This window comes from Streptomyces sp. NBC_01515 (genome assembly GCF_045040345.1).
GTDB lineage: Bacteria > Actinomycetota > Actinomycetes > Streptomycetales > Streptomycetaceae > Streptomyces.
Genome location: NZ_CP109416.1, coordinates 7,300,204 through 7,322,512 on the forward strand (window position 1 = coordinate 7,300,204; position 22,309 = coordinate 7,322,512).

At 67.1% G+C, this 22,309-nt stretch carries 16 protein-coding genes; 10 read left to right on the plus strand and 6 right to left on the minus strand.

What is annotated here, in order from left to right:
- Positions 1–57 precede the first annotated feature (57 nt).
- The 6 genes from typA (at position 58) to OG407_RS33250 (ending at position 8,897) form a co-directional block, all read left to right on the plus strand.
- Positions 58–1,965, plus strand: a complete 1,908-nt coding sequence (typA, locus tag OG407_RS33225) for a translational GTPase TypA (protein WP_405863207.1) — start codon at positions 58–60, stop codon at positions 1,963–1,965.
- Positions 1,966–2,650: 685 nt separating this feature from the next.
- Positions 2,651–3,685 (plus strand): ABC transporter permease, encoded by a 1,035-nt coding sequence (locus OG407_RS33230; RefSeq protein ID WP_405863208.1) that lies wholly within the window; start codon positions 2,651–2,653, stop codon positions 3,683–3,685.
- Positions 3,686–3,810: 125 nt separating this feature from the next.
- Positions 3,811–5,619: an ABC transporter substrate-binding protein gene (locus tag OG407_RS33235; protein ID WP_405863209.1), complete on the plus strand. Its 1,809-nt coding sequence runs from the start codon at positions 3,811–3,813 to the stop codon at positions 5,617–5,619.
- Between the two features lie 94 nt (positions 5,620–5,713).
- Positions 5,714–6,694, plus strand: coding sequence for an ABC transporter permease (locus OG407_RS33240; protein WP_403584025.1), 981 nt, complete (start codon positions 5,714–5,716; stop codon positions 6,692–6,694).
- Positions 6,695–6,702: 8 nt separating this feature from the next.
- Positions 6,703–7,764: an ABC transporter ATP-binding protein gene (locus OG407_RS33245; protein ID WP_405863210.1), complete on the plus strand. Its 1,062-nt coding sequence runs from the start codon at positions 6,703–6,705 to the stop codon at positions 7,762–7,764.
- Between the two features lie 11 nt (positions 7,765–7,775).
- A complete protein-coding gene (locus OG407_RS33250; protein WP_405863211.1) occupies positions 7,776–8,897 on the plus strand; it encodes an ABC transporter ATP-binding protein in 1,122 nt (373 codons plus the stop codon).
- A gap of 1,710 nt (positions 8,898–10,607) precedes the next feature.
- Here OG407_RS33250 and OG407_RS33255 read toward each other — a convergent pair.
- From OG407_RS33255 to OG407_RS33280, 6 genes are all read right to left on the minus strand, one after another.
- Positions 10,608–11,369, minus strand: a complete 762-nt coding sequence (locus tag OG407_RS33255) for a class I SAM-dependent methyltransferase (protein WP_405863212.1) — start codon at positions 11,367–11,369, stop codon at positions 10,608–10,610.
- A gap of 164 nt (positions 11,370–11,533) precedes the next feature.
- Positions 11,534–12,580, minus strand: coding sequence for an ABC transporter ATP-binding protein (locus OG407_RS33260; RefSeq protein ID WP_405863213.1), 1,047 nt, complete (start codon positions 12,578–12,580; stop codon positions 11,534–11,536).
- A gap of 25 nt (positions 12,581–12,605) precedes the next feature.
- Positions 12,606–13,646: an ABC transporter ATP-binding protein gene (locus OG407_RS33265; protein WP_405863214.1), complete on the minus strand. Its 1,041-nt coding sequence runs from the start codon at positions 13,644–13,646 to the stop codon at positions 12,606–12,608.
- Between the two features lie 49 nt (positions 13,647–13,695).
- Positions 13,696–14,676 (minus strand): ABC transporter permease, encoded by a 981-nt coding sequence (locus tag OG407_RS33270; protein WP_405863215.1) that lies wholly within the window; start codon positions 14,674–14,676, stop codon positions 13,696–13,698.
- A gap of 102 nt (positions 14,677–14,778) precedes the next feature.
- On the minus strand, positions 14,779–16,509 hold the full coding sequence (locus OG407_RS33275; RefSeq protein WP_405863216.1) for an ABC transporter substrate-binding protein: 1,731 nt from the start codon (positions 16,507–16,509) through the stop codon (positions 14,779–14,781).
- Positions 16,510–16,602: 93 nt separating this feature from the next.
- The gene (locus OG407_RS33280; protein ID WP_403591331.1) at positions 16,603–17,628 is read right to left on the minus strand and encodes an ABC transporter permease; all 1,026 of its coding nucleotides are present in this window, start codon (positions 17,626–17,628) and stop codon (positions 16,603–16,605) included.
- A 448-nt stretch (positions 17,629–18,076) separates the two neighbouring features.
- Between OG407_RS33280 and OG407_RS33285 the strand changes: the two genes are divergently transcribed.
- From OG407_RS33285 to OG407_RS33300, 4 genes are read left to right on the plus strand one after another with little or no spacing between them, the layout of a single operon-like run.
- The gene (locus OG407_RS33285; protein ID WP_405863217.1) at positions 18,077–19,714 is read left to right on the plus strand and encodes an ABC transporter substrate-binding protein; all 1,638 of its coding nucleotides are present in this window, start codon (positions 18,077–18,079) and stop codon (positions 19,712–19,714) included.
- A 60-nt stretch (positions 19,715–19,774) separates the two neighbouring features.
- On the plus strand, positions 19,775–20,698 hold the full coding sequence (locus OG407_RS33290) for an ABC transporter permease (protein ID WP_405863218.1): 924 nt from the start codon (positions 19,775–19,777) through the stop codon (positions 20,696–20,698).
- Positions 20,691–21,671: an ABC transporter permease gene (locus OG407_RS33295; RefSeq protein ID WP_405863219.1), complete on the plus strand. Its 981-nt coding sequence runs from the start codon at positions 20,691–20,693 to the stop codon at positions 21,669–21,671. Before OG407_RS33290 ends, OG407_RS33295 begins: the two co-directional genes overlap by 8 nt.
- Before the next feature lie 7 nt (positions 21,672–21,678).
- On the plus strand, positions 21,679–21,921 hold the full coding sequence (locus OG407_RS33300) for a hypothetical protein (RefSeq protein ID WP_405863220.1): 243 nt from the start codon (positions 21,679–21,681) through the stop codon (positions 21,919–21,921).
- The last annotated feature ends 388 nt before the right edge of the window (positions 21,922–22,309 follow it).

Consider the following 22,309-nt stretch of genomic DNA (forward strand, 5'->3'; position numbering starts at 1 on the left):
CCGCGTAACACAGACGTACGCGCAGGCCTTCCTCACTCTCCGGGAGTTCGCCGCAATATGGCCACGCGCCACGACATCCGCAACGTCGCCATCGTCGCCCACGTCGACCACGGGAAGACGACCCTCGTCGACGCCATGCTGAAGCAGGCCGGTGCCTTCGCCGCGCACGCCGCCGAGTCGCTCGACGACCGAATGATGGACTCGAACGATCTGGAGCGTGAGAAGGGCATCACGATCCTGGCCAAGAACACGGCCGTGAAGTACCACCCGAAGGATGGCGGCGACGTCATCACCATCAACATCATCGACACCCCGGGCCACGCCGACTTCGGTGGCGAGGTCGAGCGCGGTCTGTCGATGGTGGACGCGGTGGTGCTGCTCGTCGACGCGTCCGAGGGCCCGCTGCCCCAGACCCGCTTCGTGCTGCGCAAGGCGCTCCAGCAGCGCCTGCCCGTCATCCTGTGCATCAACAAGACGGACCGCCCCGACTCCCGGATCGACGAGGTCGTCAACGAGACGTACGACCTGTTCCTGGACCTGGACGCGGACGAGGAGCAGATCGAGTTCCCGATCGTCTACGCCTGCGCGCGTGACGGCGTGGCCTCGCTGACCAAGCCCGAGAACGGCACGGTCCCGCAGGACAGCGACAGCCTGGAGCCGTTCTTCACCACGATCCTGTCGCACGTCCCGGCCCCCGAGTTCGACGAGGCCGCCCCCCTCCAGGCGCACGTCACCAACCTGGACGCGGACAACTTCCTCGGCCGTATCGCGCTGCTCCGCGTCGAGCAGGGCGAGCTGCGCAAGGGCCAGACCGTCACGTGGATCAAGCGCGACGGCACGATGTCCAACGTGCGCATCACCGAGCTGCTGATGACCGAGGCGCTCACCCGCAAGCCGGCCGAGATGGCGGGCCCCGGTGACATCTGCGCCGTGGCCGGTATCCCGGACATCATGATCGGCGAGACCCTCGCCGACCCCGAGAACCCGATCGCGCTGCCGCTCATCACGGTGGACGAGCCGGCGATCTCCATGACCATCGGCACGAACACCTCGCCGCTGGTCGGCCGCGGCGGCACCGGCAAGGGCGCCTCCGCGAAGGCGGCCGTCAAGGACCGTAAGGTGACCGCCCGTCAGGTCAAGGACCGCCTGGACCGCGAGCTGGTCGGCAACGTCTCGCTGCGCGTGTTCGACACCGAGCGTCCCGACGCCTGGGAGGTGCAGGGCCGCGGTGAGCTGGCGCTGGCCATCCTGGTCGAGCAGATGCGCCGCGAGGGCTTCGAGCTGACCATCGGCAAGCCGCAGGTCGTCACCCAGCAGGTCGAGGGCAAGACGTACGAGCCGGTCGAGCGCATGACGATCGACGTGCCCGAGGAGCACATGGGCGCGGTCACGCAGCTCATGGGCGTCCGCAAGGGCCGGATGGACAACATGTCCAACCACGGCTCCGGCTGGGTCCGTCTGGAGTTCGTCGTGCCGTCCCGCGGTCTCATCGGCTTCCGTACCGAGTTCCTGACCGGGACGCGCGGTACGGGCATCGCCCACTCCATCCACGAGGGCCACGAGCCGTGGTTCGGCGTGCTGACGACCCGTAACAACGGTTCGCTGGTCGCCGACCGCGCGGGCGCCGTCACCGCGTTTGCGATGACGAACCTCCAGGAGCGCGGTGTGCTGTTCACCGACCCCGGCACCGAGGTGTACGAGGGCATGATCGTCGGCGAGAACTCGCGCGCCGACGACATGGACGTGAACATCACCAAGGAGAAGAAGCTCACCAACATGCGCTCGGCCGCCGCCGACTCGTTCGAGGCGATCGTCCCGCCGCGCAAGCTCTCCCTGGAGCAGTCCCTGGAGTTCTGCCGCGACGACGAGTGCGTCGAGGTGACCCCGGAGTCCGTTCGCATCCGCAAGGTCGTCCTCGACCAGAAGGAGCGCGGCCGCTCCGCGAGCCGCGCCAAGCACGGCTGACGCATACGATCGCAGGCCGTTCGAGGCGCTGATACCGGCCAACTGAGCCCGGGTGCCCCCATCTTGGGGGTGCCCGGGCTTTTTGCAACCGAATTAAGCCCCGCTTCCCGAGACGGTCTGTCCGTAATGCGGAGATCCTCGCCCGATAGCCATGTAACAAGTCCGTTTCGTGGCCTTCTCGCATCGAACAGTTTGTCCATGTTTTGGAAGATGTACGGGCGAGCTGTGACTGAATTGAGATTTAAAGACAGTGGTCGGCACCTGGCACATGGCAGATAGTTAGCCGCGTAGCGCTCGGGTCAATGGGTCATCGCGCCGTGGGGACGGCGCCGACTCGCGAGCACCAGGGGGTGTCTGACCCTCCGTCAGGGGTGACGGAGGAAAGACGTGAACCCCCTCCTGTTGGTGAATACGTGGAGTCATGAGGAGGAGCCCCATGCGTGGTGTCACGAACGCCAGGTGGGACACGTCGTCCGTCGGTAGCAACTTCGGCCGCCCATGCGGAGATTGGCTCTGAGGAGTCGGCCGGCGGTCTAGTGCCGCCGTTCAACTACGCGCGTCCGGCTGCGGGATCTCCCGCCGCACCGGGACGCACCGGACCTCTTTCCTAGCTCCGAACGGTGATCGCGCACACCCTGCGCCGGTCGCCCACTCGGCACACCCACACCTGTGAAATGGGCGAACAGTGACAAGTCCTATCGACATTGAGGGCGGCGGAACCTCGGTCGTCGTCGACGGCGAACCAGGGCCGCAGGCGGAACCCGAGGCCAAGAAGATGGAGGGCCGGTCGCCCGGCCAGCTGATGTGGATCCGCTTCAAGCGCGACCGCACCGGCGTCGTCTCGGCCTACGTCGTGGCCTTCTTCTTCCTCGTCGGACTCCTCGCACCACTGATCTCGAAGCTGTACGGCAAGGACCCGTACACCGTGTACGCGGACGAACGCCCCGAGCTCTTCGACAGCGCGGGCGTCCCGCTGCAGCCCAACGGCGGGATCAGCAGCCAGTTCTGGTTCGGCCTCGAACCGGGCAACGGCTACGACGTGTTCACCAAGCTCCTCTACGGCATCCGCACCTCGCTGATGATCTCCGTCTGCGTGACGATCGCGACCGTCCTCACCGGCATCCTGCTCGGCGTCGCGGCCGGCTACCTCGGCGGCAAGTCCGACTACTTCATCAGCCGGGTCATCGACTTCCTGCTGGCCTTCCCCGCCCAGCTCTTCTTCATCGCCAGCATGCCCGTCGTCGTGTCGCTCTTCGTGAGCCCGACCGACGAGACACCGACCTACGTCCGTGTCGTGGCGCTCATCGCGGTGCAGTGGTTCCTGGGCTGGATGAGCCTCGCCCGTATCCTGCGCGGCACCAGTCTGGCGCTGCGCGAACGGGAGTTCATCGAGGCGGCCAGAGTCAGCGGGGCCTCGTCCTGGCGGATCATCAGCAAAGAGATCCTGCCGAACGTGGTCACGCCGATCCTCGTGCAGTCCACGTACATGCTTCCCGGCTTCGTGACCGCCGAGGCCGGACTGTCCTTCCTGGGCGTGGGCATCGTCGAACCGACGCCGGACTGGGGACAGATGTTCTCCAAGGCGTCCACCGAACTCGTGATGTCGAACGACATCACCTACATGTTCTTCCCGGGTGTCTCGATGATCATCTTCATCGTGGCCTTCAACCTGCTCGGGGACTCGGTCAGGGACGCCTTCGATCCCAAGACGGCACGCTGACCGTCCGTTGGAGGGCGTCCGCGCCCGGATACCGCACGGCAATCCAGCACAGCAATCCAGCACGGCGATCCAGCACGGGAATTCCTTTGTGCACTGGTGACACACAGATGGGTGGAAACTGAGTGATGAGTAGGGGCGGACGCCACGTATACGCCGCGCTCTCCGTGCTCGCGGCCGGGGCTCTTGTGCTCACCGGTTGCAGCAAGGGCGGCAGCGACGCGAGTGACAACAACAAGCAGGACAAGGAGAACGCGTCCAGACAGCAGAAGTCGATCAAGTTCGGCGACACCGCGGACTCCACCGGACCGGCCGCGGCCGTACCGGGCGCCAAGTCGGGCGGTTCGATAGAGGTGCTCCAGCGTGACAGCTACGCCCACCTCGACCCGGCTCAGATCTACGTCTCGGACGAGGGCTCGCTCGCGACCCTGATCCACCGTGGTCTCACCGGCTACAAGACGACCACCAGCGACGGCAAGGGACACGAGGTCGTCGGCGACCTCGCCACCGACTCCGGTACCACCACGGACGGCGGCAAGACCTGGAAGTACACCCTCAAGGACGGCATCAAGTTCGCCGACGGGACGCCGATCACGTCCACGGACTTCCGCCAGACCTTCGAGCGGCTCTTCGCGCCCTTCATCAACCAGGGCCCGTCCTACCTCCAGCAGTGGCTGGCCGACACCTCCGGCGCGGACTACCGCAAGCTGCTGCCGGACGGCCCGTACAAGGGCAAGCACCTGCCGAGCACCGTCCTGGAGACCCCGGACGCCAAGACCATCATCTTCCACTTCAAGACGGCGCACTCCGACCTGCCGTACGCCCTGGCCATGTCGGGCTACGCGGTCGTCTCCGCCAAGGGTGACACCCAGGCGAAGTACGACAAGTCGCCGGTGACGAGCGGCCCGTACAAGATCCAGTCGTTCAAGTCCGGCAAGTCGATGGTGCTCGTGAAGAACACCAACTGGGACCCGAAGACGGACCCGATCCGCCACCAGTACGTGAACCAGTTCAACTTCACGTTCAACCAGCAGTTCGAGACGTCGACGAAGGCGCTCCTCGCGGACAGCGGCGCGGACCAGACCGGCATCAGCTTCAACAACCAGGTCGACGCGGGCAACCTGTCCAGCGTGCTCAAGGACCCGAAGCTGAAGGCCCGCACGATCTCCGGCTACCAGCCGTACGTGGGCCAGATGAACATCAACATGAGCCACCCGGCCATGAAGGACAAGACGGTCCGTGAGGCCATCGCCTACGCGCTGCCCATCACGCCGTTCATCCGCGCCTTCGGCGGCACCGACGCGATGGAGGTCGCCGGCGGTCTGATCTCCCCGACCGTTTCCGGCTACGACGCCGCGTTCGACCCCTTCGGCAAGAAGAAGAAGCCCGCCGGTGACCCGGTCAAGGCCAAGGAGCTGCTGAAGAAGGCCGGCAAGCTCAACATGAAGCTGACCTTCGGCTACACCAACACCCCCGAGGGCCAGCAGTACTCCACCGCCATGGCGGCGGGCCTGAAGAAGGCCGGCTTCAACGTCCAGCGCCAGGAGATCCCGGCCGAGACCTACTACGACCAGGTCTCCAAGCTGGACAACAACTACGACATCTTCCACACCGCGTGGGGCGCCGACTGGCCGTCCGCCTCGACCGTCATCCCGCCGCTCTACGACGGACGCGGCATCGCCGACGGTGCGCAGAACTACTCGCAGGTCAACGACCCCAAGGTGAACGCCGACATCGACGCGGCGAACAAGATCACCGACCCGGTCAAGGCCGCGGCCGCCTGGGAGAAGATCGACCAGTACCTGGTGAAGGACGTCGTCAACGTCGTCCCGACCGCGTACTACAAGCAGACCCAGATCGCCGGCTCCAAGGTCGGCGGCCTCGTCTACGACGACGTCATCGGCGGCGTCGACCCGCGACGCCTGTTCGTCAAGTAACCGCAGTCCGTCCGGCACCCGTTGCGTCCGTCCCCCTCCGGGGCGGCGCACCGGGTGCCGGACGGCCCGCCGACGTCAGAGAGCTGCCCCTGTCATGCTGCGCTTCCTCTTCCGCCGGTTCCTCGGCGCCGTTGTCATCCTCTTCCTGCTGAGCATCGTCACGTTCCTGCTGTTCTTCGGGATGCCACGCGACCCGGGCCTGCTGATGTGCGGCAAGACGTGCAACCCGACCAGCCTCGCGAACATCCACCACGTGCTCGGCCTCGACAAGCCGATCAGCACGCAGTACGGGATCTTCCTGAAGAACCTCGTCATGGGCAGCAACGGCTTCGCCCAAGGCCCGTGCCCCGCCCCGTGCTTCGGGTACTCGTACCACACCAACGACCAGGTCTGGGCCACGCTGATCGACCGGTTGCCCACCACCATCTCGCTCACCCTCGGTGGCGCCTTCTTCTTCCTGCTCATCGGCCTCGGCACCGGCCTGCTCGCCGCCTGGAAGCGCGGCACGATCATCGACAAGACGGCCACGGCCGGGGCGATGGTGCTCAGCTCGATGCAGATCTACTTCCTGGGACCACTGGCCCTGGCCCTGCTCGTCTACCAGACCCACATCTTCTCCAAGCCGGCGTACAACAACTTCACCGCGGACCCGATCAGCTGGTTCTCGGGGCTGATCATCCCCTGGGTGGTGCTGTCCACGATCTTCGCCGCGCAGTACACCCGTATGGCGCGCTCGGCGATGATCGAACAGCTCCAGGAGGAACACGTCCGTACGGCCAAGGCGAAGGGCATGTCCCGCAGATACGTCTTCTTCCGCTACGCCTGGCGCGGTTCGCTGATCCCCATCGTCACCATCTTCGGCATCGACCTGGGGGCGCTGCTCGGCGGCGCCATCATCACCGAGTACACCTTCAGCCTGCCGGGCCTCGGCAACCTCGCGGTCCAGGCGGTGTTCTACAGCGACCTGCCGCTGCTGCTGGGCGTGATGATCTTCTCCGCCACCATGATCCTGCTCTTCAACATCATCGTCGACGCCTGCTACGCCTTCATCGACCCGCGCGTGCGGCTGGCCTAGGAGCACTCGTGACCACATTGACCAAGGAAGCCGGCGCTCCCTCGCCGGCCGACGCGGGTGCCTTTCTCTCGGTGCGGGACCTGCACGTCAGCTTCAAGACCGAGGACGGCATCGTCCGTGCCGTCGACGGTCTCTCCTTCGACGTCGAACGCGGCAAGACGCTGGGCATCGTGGGGGAGTCGGGCTCCGGCAAGTCGGTCACCAACCTGACGATCCTCGGCCTGCACAACCCGATGTTCACCACCGTCGAGGGCGAAATCCTCCTGGACGGCCAGGAGTTGACCACGGCCCGCGAGTCCGAGATGGAGAAGCTGCGCGGCAACAAGGTCGCCATGATCTTCCAGGACCCGCTGACCGCACTCTCCCCGTACTACACTGTCGGCCGCCAGATCGCCGAGCCGTACATGAAGCACCTGGGCGCCTCGAAGAAGGTCGCCTGGGCGCGCGCGGTGGAGATGCTCGGCAAGGTCGGCATCCCCAACCCGAAGGAACGGGCGAAGGACTACCCGCACCAGTTCTCCGGCGGTATGCGCCAGCGCGCGATGATCGCCATGGCGCTGGTCTGCGACCCGGACCTGCTGATCGCCGACGAGCCGACAACGGCCCTCGACGTCACGGTCCAGGCCCAGATCCTCGACCTCCTGAAGGACCTCCAGCAGGAGTTCGGGTCCGGGATCGTGTTCATCACGCACGACCTCGGCGTGATCGCCGACATGGCCGACGACATCATGGTGATGTACGCGGGCAACGCGGTGGAACGCGGTTCGACGAACGAGGTCCTCCGCTCACCTCAACACCCCTACACCTGGGGCCTGTTGAACTCCATGCCCCGCCTGGACTCGGACCTGAGCGCGCCTCTGGACCCGATCCCCGGCGCCCCGCCCTCCCTCCTGAACCCGCCCTCGGGCTGCCGCTTCCACCCCCGCTGCACCTTCCAGGACCGGGTCGGCGGCACCCGCTGTGCCACCGAACGCCCGCTGCTCGCCCCCGACCGCGCCTCGGCCTGCCACCTCACGGCGGACCAGAAGCGCAGCATCTTCATCGAAGAGATCAAGCCCCGACTGGGCTAGGAGGAGACGTCATGACAGAGGACCTCGTCCTGCCCGCCCCGCGCGACGCGGTACCGGAAGCCTCCGGCGACCCGTTGCTGGTGGTGGAGGGCCTGACCAAACACTTCCCGGTGAAGGGCGGCTTCCCGATCCGCCGTACGGTCGGCGCCGTGCAGGCCGTCGACGGCATCGACCTGACCGTGCACGTCGGGGAGAGCTTCGGCCTGGTGGGGGAGTCGGGCTGCGGCAAGTCGACGACGGGCCGCCTGATCACCCGCCTGCTGGAGCCGAGCGCGGGCAGCATCACCTACCGCGGCCAGGACATCACCCACGCCTCCCGCAGGCAACTGGCCCCGATCCGGTCCGAGATCCAGATGATCTTCCAGGACCCGTACTCGTCGCTGAACCCGCGGCAGACGGTCGGCAAGATCATCTCGGGCCCGATGGAGATCAACGACATCCAGCCGGAGGGCGGCCGCGAGGCCCGCGTCCGTGAGCTGCTGGAGATCGTCGGCCTCAACCCCGAGCACTACAACCGCTTCCCGCACGAGTTCTCCGGCGGCCAGCGCCAACGCATCGGCGTCGCCCGCGCGTTGGCCCTCGAACCGAAGCTGATCGTCGCGGACGAACCGGTATCGGCCCTGGACGTCTCCATCCAGGCCCAGGTCGTGAACCTCCTCCAGGAGGTGCAGAAGGAACTCGGCATCGCGTTCCTCTTCATCGCCCACGACCTCGCAGTCGTACGACACTTCTCGCACCGCGTGGCGGTCATGTACCTCGGCAAGATCATCGAGGTGGGCGACCGCGACTCCATCTACACCCGCCCCCGGCACCCGTACACCCACGCCCTGCTGTCCGCGGTGCCCGAGGTGAACCTCGGCGACAACGAAACGGTCGGCCGCGAACGCATCCGCCTCGCGGGCGACGTACCCTCCCCGATCTCACCCCCCTCCGGCTGCCGCTTCCGCACCCGCTGCTGGAAGGCCCAGGACAAGTGCGCGACCGAGGAACCCCCCCTCATCCAGATCGAGGGCAACCGCCCCGCCCACCTGACGGCCTGTCACTTCCCGGAAGAACCGACGATCGAGAACCGGGGCGAGGACATCGTGCTGGACCCGGCGTTGGCCGCGCTGGAGGAGTCGCTGGAGGAGTAGGAAGTTGCTCCGGCCCTGAACTGTGATGTGGACGTTGGGCCGCCCGCTTCTTGGTCAGTGTCGGGATTGCGGGAGCCGAGTAAAGGGCGCTCCCTGCGGTCGCGTCGGCTGCGCCGATTGCGCTGCGCTCCACCCTTGACTCGTCTCCCGCAATCCCGTTGTGAGAAGCGAGCGGGCGGCCCCGAGGGATGGGTGGCCAGGCGCGAATCCCGTCGGGTGGGCTGCGTTCCGGGCCGGGGTGTGGGGGCGCGGTCGCGTCTCGCCTGCACGCCGGGCCGGCTCAGCGGCCAACGGTGAGTGAGTGGGCGGGTGGTTGCTGGAAGCCGGGGGTAAATCTAACCACTGTCGCAGGCTTTTACTGGTTAGAAATGACCCCGGCTTTTGGAGAAGGACGGGTCGGGGCGAGGGTGGCGCGTTGGCGTCCGGCCCGCACGCCGGGCCGGCTCAGCGGCTACCGGCCGGTGGGGACTCGCTGCACAGCAGGCCAAGTGGCAAGAAGCGCTGGGGAGTCCATGGCCGGGGGAGAGGGTGATGGGCGGATCTGAACCTTGGGCGCGTACATCAGGACTCCAAGCCCAGGCCTGGGCGAGGGTAGGCGTTCGCGTCTCGCCTGTACGCCAGGTCGGGCCGGCGACTACCGGCCAGTGGGGGGAGAGTGCGGGCGGGGACCAACGTCACAAGCATCGAGTCATGGGCAACAGGCAGTGGGTGATGGGCAGTTCCGGGCCACGGGCATAGAGGAAGGCTTCGGGCTGGTTCTGGGCGGCGGCCCGGGCCATGTCCTGGGTGGTGGCCTAGACGATGGGCTCCCCGTTTGCCAGTCGACTCTCCCCGGGGTACCCGGTCCGCAGAAATGTGACAGTCGAAGGGGAAGTGTCACACTTCGCGGACCCACCTCCCCCTCCTCGCCCCGGCCTCCGGTCCTGTCCCCTCGGGTGGCTGGAGTCTTTTCTAACCGGTCAAAGGTCGTGACGGTAGTCAGCTCTACCCCCGGCTTCCAGCCCCCTCACCCGGGGTCGGCCGCTGAACCGAGGCGGCGTACTGGCAAGAAGGCAGCGCGCCCCCGTGCCCCCGTGCTCTCGCCACCCCCACCGGCCGATAGCCGCCGAGCCCACCCGGCGTGCAGGCGAGACGCGAACGCACCACGTCGCACCGGCCCGGATCCAACCACGAGGGAGCAGTCCCCACCGCACCTCCCACCCCACTGGCCGATAGCCGCTAAGCCGACCCGGCGTGCTGGCGAGGCGCGGATGCGTCCCCTCGCACCGGCCCGGATCAGCCCAGAGGTGCAGTCCCCGCCGTGCCTCCCACCCCACCGGCGGGCAGCCGCTGAGCCAGCCCGGCGTGCAGGCGAGACGCGAACGCGCCCCCTCGCACCGGCCCGGATCTAACCACGAGGCGGCAGCCCTCACCGTGCTTCCCACCCCACCGGCCGATAGCCGCTGAGCCGGCCCGGCGCGCAGGCGAGGCGCGACCGCGTCCCTCCGCTCCGGCCCACGACCCAGTACAGGCAGGGGCCCGCCCACCTTGGCCACCCATCCTTCCGGGCCGCTCGCTCGCTTCTCCAACGGGCTGGAGCGGCCCTAGTCAAGGGTGAAGCGCAGCGGAATCGGCGTAGCCGACGCGACCGCAGGGAGCGCCCTTTACTCGGGCCGCGGAAGCACGACACTGACCAAGAAGCGAGTGGCCCAACGTCCACTGGAGAGCGCCCTAGCTGTCGCTGTCTTGATGCCCCGCAGATTCAGCGACGGTGATGATTTCAGGGCTGGCAGGGGTCAACACCCCTCGTTCCCAGTCGCCGTACCGCTCGACAACAACAAACCCGGCCTCGCGGAGGAAGCCGTCCAGGGTGTCGGTGTCGAGGAATCGCAGGGTGGTCCGGTCGACCTGCGGCCGTTCCCACAGGGTTCCGTCAAAGGTCTCGGTGAACGTGACCCGGTCGTCGGCAGGTGACACGGACTCGACCTCGTGCCACACACGTACGACCCCGCCATGTCCGTCGGGAATCTCCCGCACTCGGTCCGCCGTCCACGTCTCCCAGGCCCGGACCTCCGGATTCCGCGTCTCGAACACGAACCGCCCGCCCGGCACGAGAGCGGCGCGTACGGCACGTAGGGCGAGGCGCAACTCCTCGTCGCCGAGCAGCACTTGGAAGGCGTGCCCGGTCATGACGGCGAGTTCGAACTCACCGTGCCACGCGCGTGCCCGTAGATCTCCGAGCACCCATTCGACGCCGGGTTCATGAGCCCGCGCCCGCACCAGCATCGCGGCGGCAGGATCGAGCCCCGTCAGCCGCCCCCGATGCCCCTCCCGCCGGGCCTGCCCGAGCAACCGCCCGGTACCGCACCCGACATCGAGCACGGAGCCGGCGGACATGACCAGCCCGAGACAGAAGTCGTCGCCGGGCCCCCACGAGTTGAGGGTGTCGTACAGCGCGGCGAGCGAAGGATCCGCGAACGAACGATCAACCATCGCGGCAGTGTGTCATGGGAGGAGGGGACGCCCACCCGTTCATGGCGAAGGCCCGCGCCTGGGTGGGCGCGGGCCTTCGTCCCCTGGATCGGACGTTCATGGGCTCGGGTCAATGGGCCGGTGAAAGTCCGTTCCTGAAGGGGGCGGCTGACTAAAGGGGTGTGTCAGGCCGCCGCCTCGGGGTCCTTGGAGAGACGGGGTGCCGGAACGGTGTCCGCCATCTCGGGATAGTGGCATGCGGTCAGGTGGCCGGGCTTGTTGCCCTCGACCTGTACCAGCGGCGGAGCCTCCGTCGCGCACTTCTCCGTCGCCTTCCAGCACCGGGTACGGAAACGGCAGCCTGTGGGCGGATTGATCGGCGACGGCACGTCACCGACCAGCCGGATACGCTCCCGGGCGGGCGTCTCGTCCACCGTGGCCTCGGGCACGGCGGACAACAGGGCCCGCGTATAGGGGTGGCGCGGGTTGCCGTACAGGTCGTCGCGGTCGGCGATCTCCACGATCTTGCCGAGGTACATTACCGCGACTCGCTGTGAGAAGTGCCGGACGATCGCCAGGTCGTGGGCGATGAACACGAACGCGATGCCGAGTTCCTTCTGGACCTTCTGGAGGAGGTTCACGACCTGGGCCTGGATGGAGACGTCCAGGGCCGATACCGGTTCGTCCGCGACGATCAGCTTCGGTTCGAGGGCCAACGCGCGGGCGACACCGATGCGTTGGCGCTGGCCGCCGGAGAACTCGTGCGGGAAGCGGTTGTAGTGCTCGGGGTTGAGACCGACGATCTCCAGCAGCTCACGGACGCGGGCCTCGCGGCCGCTGGCCGGGTTGATGTTGTTGATCTCCATCGGGCCGGCCACGATCTTGCCGACCGTCTGCCGCGGGTTCAGCGAGGCGTACGGGTCCTGGAAGATCATCTGGATCTCGGACCGGATGGGCGCCAGCTGCTTGCGGCCCGCGTGGGTGATGTCCTGGCCGCGGTAGGTGATCTTGCCGTCGGTCGGCTCCAGCAGGCGGGTGATCAGGCGGCCCGTCGTCGACTTGCCGCAGCCCGACTCGCCGACCAGGCCCAGGCTCTCGCCCTCGCCGACCTGGAAGTCCAGCCCGTCGACCGCCTGCACGGCACCGACCGTACGCCGGATCGGGAAGCCGCCCTTGATCGGGAAGTGTTTGGTCAGCCCGCTGACGTCCAGGAGGGGGTTCGCGTTGCTCATGATGGGAAGTCCCGTTTCTAGTACGTCAGTTGTGCTGGGCTACGGCGAGAAGGTCGGCGAAGAGTTCCTGGCGCTGCTGGGTGGTGAGGTGGCAGGCGGAGCCCCGGCCGTCGACCACGTCCAGCACGGGCCGCTCGCTGGAGCACAGTCCGCCCTCGACCTTCTCGGCGAAGGTGCAGCGCGGGTGGAAGCGGCAGCCGGACGGCGGATTGAGCAGCGAGGGCGGCGAGCCGGGGATCGGCATCAGCGGCACGTCGACCGGTCCTTCGAGGCTCGGCATGGAGCTGAGCAGACCGAGCGTGTAGGGGTGCTGCGGGTCCGTCAGCACCTCCTTCTTGGTGCCGCGCTCCACGCACCGGCCGCCGTACATCACGAGGACGTCGTCGGCGATGTCGGCGATGACGCCGAGGTCGTGCGTGATGAACACGATGGCGGTGCCGAACTCCTGCTGGAGGTCCTTCAGCAGGTCCATGATCTGGGCCTGGACCGTCACGTCGAGGGCGGTGGTCGGCTCGTCGGCGATCAGCAGCTCGGGGTCGCAGACCAGCGCCATGGCGATCATCGCGCGCTGGCGCATACCGCCGGAGAACAGGTGCGGGTAGTCGTCCACCCGGACCTCGGGCTGGGGGATCCCGACCCGCTTCAGCATCTCGATCGCCCGCGCGCGGGACTCCTTCTTGGAGGCACCGGTGTGCTTGCGGTACACCTCGCTGATCTGCTTGCCGACCGTGTGGTACGGCGACAGCGAGGCCAGCGCGTCCTGGAAGATCATGGACATCTTGTTGCCGCGCAGCCGCTCCAGTTCCCGCTCGCTCGCGGTGAGCAGCTCCTTGTCGTCGAGCAGGATCTCGCCCTCGATCGCCGTACGGTCGCGGTCGTGCAGACCCAGGATCGTCAGGTTGGTGACGGACTTGCCGGAGCCCGACTCGCCGACGATGCCGAGCGTCCTGCCCTTGGCGAGGTCGAAGGAGAGCCCGTCGACGGCCTTGACGATGCCGTCCTCGGTGGAGAAGTGGACTTTGAGATCCCTGACGGAGAGGAAGGGCTGCTGATCGGTGCTCGTCACGGAGACGCTCCTGGGGGCGATGCGGGGGGTAGGGGGTACGGGCGGAGGGTCAGGCGAGCCGGATCCGCGGGTCGATGAAGGCGTAGGCGGCGTCGACGATGATGTTGAAGAACACGATCGCCGCGGCGGCCAGCACGGTGACGCCGAGCAGCATCGGCAGGTCGCTCTGGATGACGGAGATCACCGCGAGCCGGCCGATGCCCTGGAGGCTGAAGACCTGCTCGGTGATGATCGCGCCGCCGATCAGCGTGCCCAGGTCGATGCCGAACACCGTGACGATCGGGCCCATGGCGCCGCGCCAGGCGAAGCGCAGGAAGACGTTCGCACGCGAGAGGCCCTTGGCGCGGGCGGTGCGGACGTAGTCCTCGCTGAGCTGCTCGACGAGCTGGGAGCGGGCCATGCGGGTGTAGTTGGCGGTGAAGATGATCGACAGCACCAGCCACGGCAGCAGCAGGCCGGAGAACCACGAGACGGGGTTGTCGGTCAGCGGCGTGTACGAGGGCTGGTCGAGGATGCCCGTCTTGAAGACCAGGAAGTACAGCGCGATGTAGCCGACGAAGTAGATCTGGAGCGATGAGCCGAGCAGCGACGCCGAGGTCGCGAACTTGTCCAGGAACTTGCCCTGCTTGAGCGCGGCGATCATGCCGGTGCCGACACCGAAGATCAGGAAGATGACGGCCGAACCGAAGGCGAGCGAGAGGGTCAGCGGCAGCCGGTCCATGATCGTGCCGAAGACGGGCTCGTTGTTGGCGAAGGAGTAGCCGAGGCACGGCGCATTGCACATTCCGTAGCCGCTGTAGTCCCGCCCGACGAAGATCCCCTTCAGCCAGTACCAGTACTGCACCGGGATCGGATGGTCGATGCCCAGGTTGTGCCGGATCTGCGCGAGCGAGGCCGGCGTGCAGTTCTTGCCGCAGGACATCATGGCCGGGTCACGCGGGACGGCGTAGAAGAGCCAGAAGGTGATGGCGCTGATGATCAGCAGAATGACCAGCGCGCCGATCGTACGGCGGACAAGGAAGCGGAACATGGGGTCAGGACTCTCCGGGCGAGGCGCCGTTGCCGGGGCGTGAGGGGTGAGGGGCCGGTGGGGGCGGCCCGGTGAAGGCCGCCCCCTGGTGCCGTGTGGCGCCTACGCCTTCGCGTAGAGCCTCGTGAGTGCGATGCCGGTGTTTCCGGCGTCGTAGACGAAGCCGCCGACCTTCGAACCGTGCATCCAGTTGCGGATGGCGTGGTAGTCCGGGACGCAGGCCGCGAGCTCCATGACCTGCTTGTCGATGGCGCCCCAGGCCTTGTTGGCCGCGTCCGCGTCGGTGATCAGGGACGCGGACGCGATCGCCTTGTCGACGCTGGCGTTCTTCAGCTGCGAGTAGTTGCTGCGGCCGTCGCCGATGTTGGCGCCGTCCCAGCAGGGGTAGAAGACCGAGTAGCCGCCCGGCCAGTCCGGGCTCCAGCCGGCCGCGAACAGGTCGTACGTGTTGTCGATCTTGCCGATCTGGGTGTAGAAGGTCGACTTGTCGATCTGCTTGTTGACGACCGTGAAGCCGGCGGCCTCCAGCGCGTTCTTGATCGCCACGGCCTGCTTCACCGCGTTGTCCGACGTCTGGTAGGCGATGACCAGCTTCTGCCCGACCTTGCCGGCCTCCTTGAGGAGGGCCTTGGCCTTGACCGGGTCGCCGCCGGGCTTCGTGGTCTTGCCGTAGAGGTCGAACTCCACGTAACCGGGCGTCACCGGGGAGAAGATCGTGGTCGCGATCTCGCTGGTGGACGCGCCACCGCGGATGGTCTGCAACTGCTGGTTCGGCCAGGCGTAGTTGATGGCCTGGCGGACCTTGACGTCCGTGATCCGGGTGGTGTTGATCGGCCAGTAGTAGGTGACCGTGTCGACCGCGGTGAGCACCCGCTGCTTGAGCTTCGCGTTGGTGAGGACCGTGGCGATCCGCTCGGGGGCGATCTCGTTGAAGATCGACATCGTGTACTGGTCGTTGCCCTTGTCCGCTATGTAGCGGTCGGTCGAGGCCAGCAGTTCGAAGCCGAACTGGAAGAGGTACTTGTCCGGGTAGGCGTTGCGGATCGGGTCCGTCGCCGCGTCCCAGTGCGTGTTGCGGGTGTACGTCAGCGACTTGCCGACGTCGCGGGCGGAGATCTTGTACGGGCCGCAGGAGAACGGCTGCTTGTCGTACTTCTCCTTGGTGTCCTTCGACTTCTTCACGAAGGAGTACGCCCGCTCGGCCAGCGTGAAGTTGAAGTCACCACGGGCCTCGTTGAGGCGGAAGGTGATGGTCTTGCCGTCGACCTCGATGGAGTCGAGGCTCTTGCCGTCGTAGGGGCCCTTGTACTTGTCGCCGCCCACCAGGAACTGCTGGACGTAGCGCGGACCCTCGGTGACGAAGGAGGCGAAGAGGCGCTCGAAGGTGTGCCGGACGTCGTCCATGGAGAGGTCGGAGCCGTCCTCCCACTTGATGCCGTCCTTGATGGTGAACGACCAGGTCTTGCCGCCGTCCTTGGCCGTGCCCGCGTCCGTGGCGACGTCGCCGACCAGGGTGGCGCCGCCCTTGGAGTCGAGCTTGTAGCCGGTCAGGCCGCGCATGATCGGCGTGGTGATGAGGATCTCGGTGGAGACGTAGATCTGCGCCGGGTCGAGGTGGTCCATGTCGAACTGGTCGAGCCCGTAGATCGTCCCGCCCTTGACCGCGCCGGCGACCTCGGGCGCGGGGCCCGTCGAGTCGGCCTTGGTGCCGACCTCGATCTTGCTCTGCTTGGCCTTGCTGACCGAGGGGACCTTGCTGTTCGAGGTCGAGTTGCCGCCGCCGCAGGCGGTCAGCACCGAACTCGACGCGGCCACCACACCGGTGGCGATCATGAAGTTTCTACGGGAAAAAGACACAGTAGCCCTGCCTTACGGGTGGGACGGACCAGCCGGACGACATTGACCGGGCCGGAGATGAGAGATGTGTCAGCGCTTGGACTTCGGGTCGAGCGCGTCGCGCGCCGAGTCGCCGAGCAGGTTGAACGCCAGGACGAAGATCACCATGGCCAGGCCCGGGAAGAGCATGAAGGTGAAGTCCTGGGTGTAGAACTGGGCGCCCCGCTGGATCATGACGCCCCAGTCGGGGGTCGGGTCGATCATGCCGACCCCGAGAAAGGCGAAGCCCGCCTCCGCGGTCACGTACGCCGGGAGCATGAGCGTGGACTGGATGAGGATCGGGGTCCACAGGTTGGGCAGCAGTTCCTTGAACACGATGCGCGCCGGTGACGCCCCGGTCACCTTGGCGGCCTCGACGAACTCCCGCTCGCGCAGGCCGAGTACCTGGCCGCGCAGCAGACGGGCGATCGACGCCCAGCCGAAGAAGGACATCATGACGATGAGCGCGGTGGCCCGCAGCCAGGTCGGGATGTTGTCGTCGGCGGCGACGAACAGGCCGAACACCACCGGCATGAAGGCGATGATGAACAGCGTCGAGGGGATCGACAGCACGATGTCGATGATCCGGCCGACGAAGTAGTCCGTCTTGCCGCCCAGGTAGCCCGCGGTCACGCCGACCACGACGCCGACGGCGGTGGTGATCAGGGTGGCGGCCACGGCGATGCCCAGCGAGGTCCGGATGCCGTAGAGCAGGAAGGTGAAGACGTCGCGGCCCAGCTGCGGCTCGATGCCGAACCAGAACTGCGAACTCATGCCGCCGTTGGCACCCGCCGGGTACGAGAAGGCGTCGAGCAGCCCCGGGTCCTGGCTCGCGTACGTCGTGTACGGATCTTTCCCGTAGAGCTTGGATATCAGCGGCGCGGCCAGCGCGATCGCGAAGAAGAAGATCACGATGATCGCCGATATGACGCCCGTACGGTCCCGTTTGAAACGGCGCCATGCGAGCTGACCCGGGGACCGGCTCTCGTTGGCCTTCGAGGCGGGAGAAGTGATCGACTTCTCAAGGCTCTCGTCGGTTACTTCGAGCGGGACCGCGGATGAGGTTGGGGGGATCATGCTGCTCCTGGCCCAAGGGGGTCTGATGAGACTCCGCAGGGCACTCCCCTACGGGCTACGCCGGACTTTTTCAACGCAATTCATGCAAGGTCAATAAAATCTGGGCCGACTTGGGTTTCTCTTTACCTTCTTTGCTTTCTCTTGGGCAGTCCGTAGCTACGCGGGTAGCATGCCGTGATCGATCCGTGCTTTATATCGGGCCAACTGCACTAAACGGGCAATGAGTTCGTTATGCGGACGCCGCTGTATCGGAATGCGTACATCGGGACGTCTGAATCCAACGGTTCCGCATCGCTTCGTGGTGATCCATTGTGCGCTACACCGAAGATCCTCTGAACGGACGGCGGGGGTCCCCCGAAAGGGTGGGCCCGCAGGCGATGTGCTCCTTTTCGGTCGATATTGACCGGTAACGGATCGGCATGGATCGGCTTTCCTGAGGAGGCACTCGATGCGTGGAGCCACGCACGCCAAATGGGCCGCTTGCGCGGCGGCGGTAGCCCTCGCGGCGACCGCCTGTGGGGGCGGCGACAGCAGTAGCGGCGGTGGCGGTGGTGACGGCAGCGCGGTGCTCAGCGCCTCCTGGGGTGACCCGCAGAACCCGCTGGAGCCGGCCAACACCAACGAGGTGCAGGGCGGCAAGGTCCTCGACATGGTCTTCCGCGGACTGAAGCGGTACGACCCGAAGTCGGGCAAGGCCGAGGACATGCTCGCCGACAAGATCGAGACCACGGACTCGCAGAACTTCACGGTGACGGTCAAGAGCGGCTGGAAGTTCAGCAACGGCGAGGCGGTCACCGCGAAGTCGTTCGTCGACGCGTGGAACTACGGGGCCAGCCTCAAGAACAACCAGAAGAACGCGTACTTCTTCGGGTACATCGAGGGCTACGACAAGGTCCACCCCGACAGCGGCTCGCAGAGCGCCACCACGCTCACCGGGCTCAAGGTGACCGGCACGGACACCTTCACCATCAAGCTCACCCAGAAGTTCTCGACCTTCCCGGACACCCTCGGCTACGCGGCCTACTCGCCGCTGCCGTCGACGTTCTTCTCGGACCACGCGGCCTGGCTGAAGAAGCCGGTCGGCAACGGGCCGTACACGATCTCGTCGTACACCAAGGGCTCGCAGATGCAGCTCAAGAAGTGGGCCGGCTACACCGGGACGGACAAGGCGCAGAACGGTGGCGTGACCCTCAAGGTCTACACCGACAACAACACCGCCTACACCGACCTGATGGCCGGCAACCTCGACCTCGTCGACGACATCCCGGCCTCGCAGCTCAAGAACGTCAAGAGCGACCTCGGCGGCCGGTACATCAACACGCCCGCCGGCATCATCCAGACCCTCGCGTTCCCGTACTACGACAAGAACTGGAACAAGAGCGGCTCGGACAAGGTCCGCACCGGCCTGTCCATGGCGATCAACCGGGACCAGATCACCAACACGATCTTCCAGAAGACCCGCACCCCGGCCACCGACTGGACCTCACCGGTGCTCGGCACCGAGGGCGGCTTCCAGGACGGGCTGTGCGGGGACTCCTGCAAGTACAACCCGACCGAGGCGAAGAAGCTGGTCCAGGAGGGCGGCGGGATCCCCGGCGGCCAGGTCAAGATCACGTACAACGCGGACACGGGCTCGCACAAGGAGTGGGTGGACGCGGTGTGCAACTCCATCAACAACGCGCTCGGCAACGACAAGGCGTGTGTCGGCAACCCGGTCGGCACCTTCGCGGACTTCAGGAACCAGATCGGCCAGCACAAGATGACCGGGCCGTTCCGGGCCGGCTGGCAGATGGACTACCCGCTCATCCAGAACTTCCTGCAGCCGCTGTACTACACCAACGCCTCCTCCAACGACGGCCAGTGGTCCAACAAGGACTTCGACAAGCTCGTGAACCAGGCCAACGCGGAGACGGACACCAGCAAGGCGATCAAGCTCTTCCAGCAGGCCGAGGGTGTCGTACGGGACAACATGGCCGCCATCCCGCTCTGGTACCAGAACGGCAGCGCGGGCTACTCCGACCGGCTCTCCAACGTGGCTCTGAACCCGTTCAGCGTCCCCGTCTACAACGAGATCAAGGTCAGCTGAGCCTGAGTCGCACCGGGGGCGGGTTCACGAGCGCCCGCCCCCACGATCCCCGGAGCCCCCATGGGACGGTACGTAATCCGGCGCCTGCTGCAGATGATCCCGGTCTTCATCGGCGCCACACTGTTGATCTTCCTGATGGTGAACGTGATGGGCGACCCCATCGCGGGCCTGTGCGGCGACCGGCAGTGCGATCCGGCGACGGCCGCCCAGCTGAAGCGGGAGTTCGGCCTCGACAAGCCCGTGTGGCAGCAGTACCTGACCTACATGGGGAACGTCTTCACCGGTGACTTCGGGACGGCGTTCAACGGCCAGAAGGTCACCGAGCTGATGTCGACCGCGTTCCCGGTCACCATCCGGCTGACCCTCGTGGCCATCGTCATCGAGGTCGTCGTCGGCATCGCGCTCGGCGTGATCACCGGCCTCAAGCGGGGCCGCCCGATCGACACCGGCGTACTGCTGCTCACCCTCGTCGTCATCTCCATCCCGACCTTCGTCACCGGCCTGCTGCTGCAACTGCTCCTCGGCGTGGAATGGGGCTGGATCAAACCGTCCGTCTCACCGGAGGCGACCTTCAGCGAACTGATCGTCCCCGGGCTGGTGTTGGCCTCGGTCTCCCTCGCGTACGTGACCCGGCTGACCCGGACGTCCATCGCGGAGAACCGGCGCTCCGACTACGTCCGTACGGCCGTCGCGAAGGGCCTGCCGAGACGCCGGGTGATCGTCCGGCACCTGCTGCGCAACTCCCTCATCCCCGTGGTCACCTTCATCGGCACCGACATCGGGGCCCTGATGGGCGGCGCGATCGTCACCGAGCGGATCTTCAACATCCACGGCGTCGGCTTCCAGCTCTACCAGGGGATCGTGCGCCAGAACACGCAGACCGTGGTCGGCTTCGTGACCGTCCTCGTCCTGGTCTTCCTGGTCGCCAACCTTCTCGTCGACCTCCTCTACGCCGTACTCGACCCGAGGATCCGCTATGCCTGAGCAGCCGTTCGAACCGGAGCGCGCCATCGCCGGCACCGGCATGGGCGGCCCGATGGACCTCGCGACGAGCGAGGCGGAGACATTGGAGAAGACTCCGGGAGGGCCGGAAGGAACAGGCCCGGCCGGCAAGCCCCACTCCCTCTGGTCCGACGCCTGGCGCGACCTGCGCCGCAACCCCGTCTTCATCATCTCCGCGCTCGTCATCCTCTTCCTGGTGGTCATCTCCCTCTGGCCCTCCCTGATCGCCTCGGGCAACCCCCTCAAGTGCGACCTCGCCAAGGCCCAGGAGGGCTCCCAGCCGGGCCACCCCTTCGGCTACGACGGCCAGGGCTGCGACGTCTACACGCGCACGGTCTACGGCACCCGTACGTCGGTCACGGTGGGCGTCCTCGCCACGCTGGGGGTCGCGATCTTCGGCTCGGTGCTGGGCGGACTCGCCGGCTTCTTCGGAGGGATCTGGGACTCGATCCTGTCCCGCCTCACGGACATCTTCTTCGCGATCCCGGTGGTCCTGGGCGGCCTGGTGCTCCTGTCCGTGGTGACCAGCAACACGGTCTGGCCGGTCATCGGCTTCATGGTCCTGCTCGGCTGGCCGCAGATCTCCCGCATCGCCCGCGGCTCGGTCATCACCGCCAAACAGAACGACTACGTCCAGGCCGCGCGAGCCCTCGGCGCCTCCAACTCCCGCCTCCTGCTGCGCCACATCACCCCGAACGCGGTCGCCCCGGTGATCGTCGTCGCCACGATCGCCCTCGGCACGTACATCTCGCTGGAGGCGACCCTGTCGTACCTCGGGGTGGGCCTGAAACCCCCCACGGTCAGCTGGGGCATCGACATCTCGGCAGCCTCCCAGTACATCCGCAACGCCCCCCACATGCTCCTCTGGCCCGCCGGCGCCCTGGCCGTCACCGTCCTCGCGTTCATCATGCTCGGCGACGCGGTACGCGACGCCCTCGACCCGAAGCTGAGGTGACGGAGCGGTGGCGCTTCAAGTGCGGGGCACGCGACGGAAGTTGCGGGGCGGGACGACCGCTCCGCGCGCCCGACACCGGCCGCGCGGCGGGCAGGCGGTCACGGCACCCCTGTCCCTCGTACGCGGCGGCCTCGGGGTCGCGAAGAGGCCGCCGCGCGGGCCCGACGGCCCGGCCGACGGGAGAGCGATCGACGACCGGGACACGGACACCCTCCTTGCTCGGCGGCGCGGAGCCGGGGTGACGGCGTGACGGTGCTGGAGCTGAGTGGTCCGGTTCCGGGGTTCCGGGCCGCCCTTGCCGGGGCGCGGGTGGTGGAAGGGGCTGCGCGGCTCGCCCGGCGCGTGCTGACTGTGCCGACGGGCCGCGGCGTAGGCGTCCTTTCAGCCCGTCCGACCTGGCCTGGCCGCGCCGACGACCGCCGCCTCCGCGTTCTTCCTGTACGGCGACCCGGTGTACGGCGCCCTCGACGTGGAGTTGAAGGTGACGGCGTGATGGTGCCGGCGCCGTGTGGTCCGGGGCTCCGAGCCCTCGTCCTCAGGGGGCCGGCGCGAGTCGTCGGCGGTGCTGTGGACGCGGGTGCGCCGCGCGTCCTGTCCGCTCGGCGCCCCTCGCCCGCGCTCGCGACCCCCATGCCCGT